3 protein-coding genes are annotated in these 6,145 nt (G+C 53.2%); 2 read left to right on the forward strand and 1 reads right to left on the reverse strand.

Annotated elements, in window-relative coordinates:
- Window positions 1-7 precede the first annotated feature (7 nt).
- Entirely contained in the window at window positions 8-1,333 is a 1,326-nt protein-coding gene (gene dnaA, locus R6V78_RS11035) for a chromosomal replication initiator protein DnaA (protein WP_410289416.1), read from the reverse strand.
- A 574-nt stretch (window positions 1,334-1,907) separates the two neighbouring features.
- On the opposite strand from dnaA, the gene pdxA reads away from it, so the two are divergent.
- Window positions 1,908-2,984 (forward strand): 4-hydroxythreonine-4-phosphate dehydrogenase PdxA, encoded by a 1,077-nt coding sequence (gene pdxA / locus R6V78_RS11040; RefSeq protein WP_410289417.1) that lies wholly within the window; start codon window positions 1,908-1,910, stop codon window positions 2,982-2,984.
- The gene (gene uvrA, locus R6V78_RS11045; RefSeq protein ID WP_410289418.1) at window positions 2,981-5,824 is read left to right on the forward strand and encodes an excinuclease ABC subunit UvrA; all 2,844 of its coding nucleotides are present in this window, start codon (window positions 2,981-2,983) and stop codon (window positions 5,822-5,824) included. Before pdxA ends, uvrA begins: the two co-directional genes overlap by 4 nt.
- Window positions 5,825-6,145: the final 321 nt, after the last annotated feature.

Below are 6,145 nucleotides of genomic sequence, written 5' to 3' on the forward strand. Positions count from 1 at the left end.
ACCAGAATCAGGTCTTACCTTTTTCCAGTCGTTCGGAAAGAAATTGAACGTGTTTCTGAATGGTGCCGTTTTCCTTAACCCCTTTTTGCACAGCTTTCAGGGCATGCAGCGTCGTTGCATGGTATCGGTTGAAGCTTTTTCCGATAGTTTGAAGGGAATGATCCGTGTATTGTCTAGAGAGGTACATGGCCACCTGCCGCGGACGAACAATCATTTGCCGCCGGGAGGGAGATGTCAGATCTGCCAGGCTGACATTATAGTATTTACAGACGAGTTGCTTGATGGAATCCAGTGTAATGCCCTCGCGTGAGGTCACAATGTTTTTAACGACGCTGCGGGCAAGGTCCAAATCCACATCCGATCCAAGCAGCGAGGCTTGGGCGGCAACGCCGATAAAACCGCTTTTCAGTTGCCTCACATCGTCTGTCAGCTCAGACGCCAGATATTGGAAGACCTCTTCGGGAATGCTGTATCCACTTGATTTGGCCGTTTGTCTGAGTATCCGCAGACGGGTCTTGTAGTCCGGGGCGTCGATTTTTGAAATCAGGCCGCAGCAGAGCCGCGATTTGAGTTTTTCATTGAGTTTGGGGATTTCGGATGGCAGATAACAACTGGAGTAGATGATTTTCTTGTTGGCATTCATCAGCGACTCGAGCGTATTGGACAACTCCTCCTGGGTACCATTTTTTCCACTCAGAAAATGAACGTCCTCCAGCAGCAGTACGTCGCAGTTCTGACGGTACTTTTCCTTGAAACGGTGGATATTGCTGCTCCGGTAGGAATCGGTCATCTCATTCATGAAATCTTCGGCCGTCATATAGTAGACCCGCTCTTTGGGAAAGGTCTTGAAGATGTGGTGGCCCACCGCTTGGGAAAGATGGCTTTTTCCCAGTCCGGTTTTCGAAAGCAGATACAAGGAGTTCTGATTGCCCTGATTTCGCGCTGCCAGGGAAAGTGCTGCAGAGTAGGCAAAGTCACTGTTTTTTCCGACCACAAACTGATCGAAGGTGTAGTCTTTTCTTAGCAGTCGACCCCCATTGGCTGGTGGATCGATGTCTGGCAGCTTCAATTGCCGGTCCTGTCTTTTTTCCCTGCATTCCCCGCCCCGGCTTGGCCCGACAACCAGACGAACCTTCAGCGCCATACCGGCCACTCTCGACACCGCCTCTTCGATTGCTTGACCATAATGATCGGATATGCGCCTTTTCGAAAACAGATTGGGGCAGGCCAGTACAATGCTGCCCTCTTCTTTATCGCAGAAATCGATGGGTTCAATCCACATCCGGTAACTGTGGCCGGGAATTTTTTCCTTGAGCAGGGATTTCACTGACATCCAAATTCGGTCCATTTATAAAATAAATCCCCCTCAGCAACGGTTAAAATATGTCGCCCGCTTCTTTAAAACAGCAGACTATTGGTTTAAAATATGAAGTTTTTGGTTAATTATCTGAGGTTTTCAGAAAGGTAGCTGCGCGATCCTACGGCTGGGGGGGTTATTACAAATTAGGCTGTTCGAAGTCAAAGTGGAAGACAGCCAGTTAAACAAATCGCTAACAAGTTTCTCACAAATATTTTTTTTAGTTTTTTTTTCAAATAGTTATTATGTTTTTCTCCGGCAACTGCTTCGAAATACAAGGTTTTTTAAACCTGCAATTTTTCCATAAGCATTTTAAGCAGATCGGGAGTTATCAACAATGTAACCACCAACCAGTAAACTCTTGTTTTCGCCGTTTTATTTAGTTTTTCTCCGTTTTTCGTTTTTTTAGTTTGGACTTAAGAAAAGCCGAGCGGTTTCTACGAATCCTGGAATTGGCATGCTATGACGGATGAAAATGAATTTACAAACCCGCAGCGGCTGAGTATGATAGGGATAAAATCTTGTCTAACAACCTTTATAAAGTCTGACAATGAAAGCCAACCCGCCACTGGTGGCCATTACCATGGGGGACCCGGTGGGGATCGGTCCGGAGATCATCGCCAAAGCCCTTGCCGACCCGCGCGTATTAACGTGTTGCCGACCAGTCATATACGGTGATGCAAACCGTCTGAACCGTTGTATTGCCTCAACGGGAACCACACTTATCCGGTTGGCCGCATTTTCATCACTCAGGGATAGCCGCATTGTAAAAAATGCCGTGCGCGTAATCGATCCCACAGGCGTTGACACCCGGAACATGGCATGGGGAAAACCCTGCAGCACATCCGGGAAAGCCATGGTGGCTTATTTGAATTCAGCCATTGATGACGCCATGGCTGGCAGGGTTTCCGCCATCGTCACAGGCCCCATCAATAAATCCGCCTTGAAGATGGCGGATATTCATTTCAGCGGGCACACCGAAATACTGGCCCAGCGCACCGGCACCCGGGATTATGCCATGATGCTGGCCGGTGACCGTTTGAAGGTCGTCCTGGCAACCATCCACCTTCCCATCAAACACCTCCCCGGCGCATTGACCACTGATAGGATTGCGGCCATCGTTGCCCTGACCGATCATGCCCTGAAAAGCCGCTTCGGCCTGAACCAACCACGTATCGCCGTGGCCGGACTCAATCCACATGCCGGAGAGTCGGGACTTTTTGGAGATGAAGAGGAGAAAATCATCACTCCGGCCATTGGCCAGGCCGCCTCCCAGGGGATCGAGGTATCCGGTCCCCACCCGCCTGACACCGTTTTTTTCAGGGCATCGCAAGGGGCATACGACGCAGTGGTGGCCATGTACCATGATCAGGGACTGGGACCCTTTAAAATGATCCATTTTGCCGACGGCGTCAACACCACCCTGGGGCTGCCGATTATCCGCACATCGGTGGACCACGGCACTGCTTACGACATTGCCGGCTCCGGGAAAGCATCATCGCAGAGTATGGTGGCAGCAATCACCATGGCGGCAAACCAGGTACGCTTGCTAAACCGCGAATCACCTGATAACCAGGGGAGCACTGACATCATGAACCCCGAATCAGCTTATCATCGAACACCTTGACCGCTTTAGACGCCATTACCATAGAAGGGGCCAGGCAACACAATCTGAAAAATATCAGCCTGAGCCTGCCACGCAACAAGCTGGTGGTGGTTACCGGCCTGTCCGGCTCCGGAAAATCCACCCTGGCCTTCGACACCCTCTATGCTGAAGGCCAGCGCCGCTATGTGGAATCGCTGTCCACATACGCCCGGCAGTTTCTGGAGCGGCTTGAAAAACCCGATGTGGATCTGATCGAAGGCCTATCTCCAGCCATCGCCATCGAACAGAAAACAGCCACCCATAACCCTCGCTCGACGGTGGGCACGGTTACCGAAATTTATGACTTCATCCGGCTGCTTTACGCCCGTGCCGGGATCGCCCACTGTTACCAGTGCGGCCAGCCGATCCTTTCCCAGACGATCGATGAAATGGTTGCGGCTGTTTTGCAATGGCCCGAAGGCTCCCGGCTGATGGTACTGTCGCCGATTTCGGCGAATCCTGCCGGCAGCCTGAATGGCTTATTGAAGCGCTTACGAAAAGATGGGTTCGCCCGGATCCGCGTTAACGGAAAAATTCGGGAGTTGGACACAGTCAGTGATCTTTCAGACGCACCGGGTCCAGATATTGACGTGGTGGTTGACCGGTTGATTCTCAATCCAGGCATCCGCAACCGGCTGGCGGACTCCATGGAGCTGGCCATAGCCCGATCTGAAGGCCAGGTGAAGGTTGCCTTTATCGGCAACGGCATGGAGGAGGTCATCGAAACGCTGCAATTTAGTGAAAACGCCACCTGCAGCCGCTGCGGCATCGGCTATCCGGAACTTTCCCCGGCCAGCTTTTCTTTCAATTCTCCCCACGGGGCCTGCGCCCACTGTGATGGAATTGGCACGATTAAAAGCTTCTCCCCAATACAAATCGTCCCAAATCCAGAACTCTCCCTGCGCGAAGGGGCGATCTCCCTCTGGACCCATCGGAATTCAGTAGCCTTTGGAGAGTTTCTGGAAGATCTGACCGGTTTTTATGGCGTAGATATCTACACCCCTTACCGAGAACTACCGGAAACGTTTAAAATGGTGCTGATGCATGGTTCAGGGGCCCAGCAGATCCCTTTTACCACCCATGAAAACGGTCGCGCCAAAAAGAAATTACGACCTTTTGAAGGGATCCTTGCGTATTTGCTGCGGCAGCATGCCGAAGCGACATCGTCCGTTGAGAAAACCAAACTGAACGAATACATGGTCGAATCGGCATGCCCCCATTGCGGCGGCGCACGGTTGCGCAAGGAGAGTCGGCATATCAAGATCGATGGCATGTCGGTTGGTGATTTAACGTCCCGATCCATCATCGCGCTGCAGGCATTTTTCGACGCCTATCGGATGGATGGCAAGCGTGGTGTGATTGCTGCGAAGATCATCAAAGAGATCTCCTCGCGCTTGGCATTTTTGAACGACGTAGGGCTTTCCTATCTTACACTGGACCGGCCAGCCCATACCCTGTCAGGTGGAGAAAGCCAACGAATCCGGTTGGCCACCCAGATCGGATCCAAATTGACCGGCGTCCTCTATGTTTTGGACGAGCCCAGCATCGGTCTGCATCAGCGCGATAACCAGCGACTGTTGGCAGCGCTCATGAATATGCGCGATATGGGCAATTCAGTGCTGGTGGTAGAGCACGATGAAGATACCATCCTGGCCGCCGACCACGTAGTCGACATGGGGCCCGGCGCCGGCATCGACGGCGGCCATGTGGTCTTTCAGGGGACGCCGGCGATGATGCTGGAAGACGACCAGTCTCTGACCGGCAGATATCTTTCCGGCAGGCTGCAGATCACAGTGCCGGCCAAACGAAGGACCGCCAGCCAGGGCGAAATCCGTATTGTGGGGGCTTGTCAGCATAACCTTAAAAATATTGATGTCACCTTCCCGATGGGAGTCTTCACCTGCGTCACCGGCGTCTCCGGCTCGGGCAAGTCCAGCCTGGTGCTGGAAACGCTCTACCGCGCGGCCATACGCAGCCTCAGGCAACTCAACCTGACCGCAGGGGGTTATGAACAGATCACCGGCCTGGATAAAATCAACAAGGTCATCGACATCGACCAATCCCCCATCGGCAAAACCCCTCGTTCCAACCCCAGCACCTATACCGGCCTGTTCACCCCGATCAGGGATCTTTTCAGTCGCACCCCCGAAGCCAGAATGCGGGGCTACAAACCCGGTCGGTTCAGCTTCAACATTCGCGGCGGTCGATGCGAGGCGTGTGAGGGGGACGGCATCATTCGCATTGAGATGCATTTTCTGCCCGACATTTATGTTCCCTGTGACATCTGCAAGGGCCGGCGATACAACCGCGAAACGCTGGAAATCCGTTATAAAGGCAAGAACGTCGCCGAGGTACTGGACATGACCGTCGACCAGAGCCTGGCCATGTTTCAAAACATCGAGGTCATCCGGTCAAAACTGGAGACGCTGGTGGATGTCGGGCTCGGTTATGTCCCCATCGGCCAATCTGCCACGACGCTCTCCGGAGGCGAGGCCCAGCGCATCAAACTGGCCCGAGAATTGAGCAAGCGGGGCACTGGCAACACGCTTTATATTCTCGACGAACCCACGACGGGACTGCATCCCGATGACATCCGCAAATTATTGACGGTATTGAACCGTTTGGTGGATGCGGGCAATACCGTTGTGGTGATCGAACACAACCTGGACGTGATCAAAACGGCCGACCATGTCATTGACCTGGGACCCGAAGGAGGCGATGCGGGCGGGCGTGTGGTGGCATCCGGACCACCGGAAGCCATTTGCCGGGTGCCCGAATCGCACACGGGCTTTTATCTTGAAAAGATTTTGAAGTCTAGATAGACAACCGACACCCGGGTCATCGGGTAGGAGGAGGGCTCGCGCCCTCCGTCCTCCCACACCACCGTACGTACGGTTCCGTATACGGCGGTTCATGTGTTACATTGAAACCTGAGAACCAAATCCAGCAGTGACACGAGTCCAAGCCGGTCAAAGAACTTCTTGGCAAACGTCTGATTCATGTGCGAGGCGCCGGAATTCCACCAGGGGCCTCTGCCATTGGTCGCCGATTGCCAGGCTCGGCTTTCACCGAGTCCGCCTCTCATCAAGCCTTTGGCCCGGGTATACGCACGCTTCCATTGCCGCCAGATAATGCAGCGCAGT

It is taken from the genome of Desulfosarcina sp., from assembly GCF_046496365.1.
Classification (GTDB): domain Bacteria; phylum Desulfobacterota; class Desulfobacteria; order Desulfobacterales; family Desulfosarcinaceae; genus Desulfosarcina.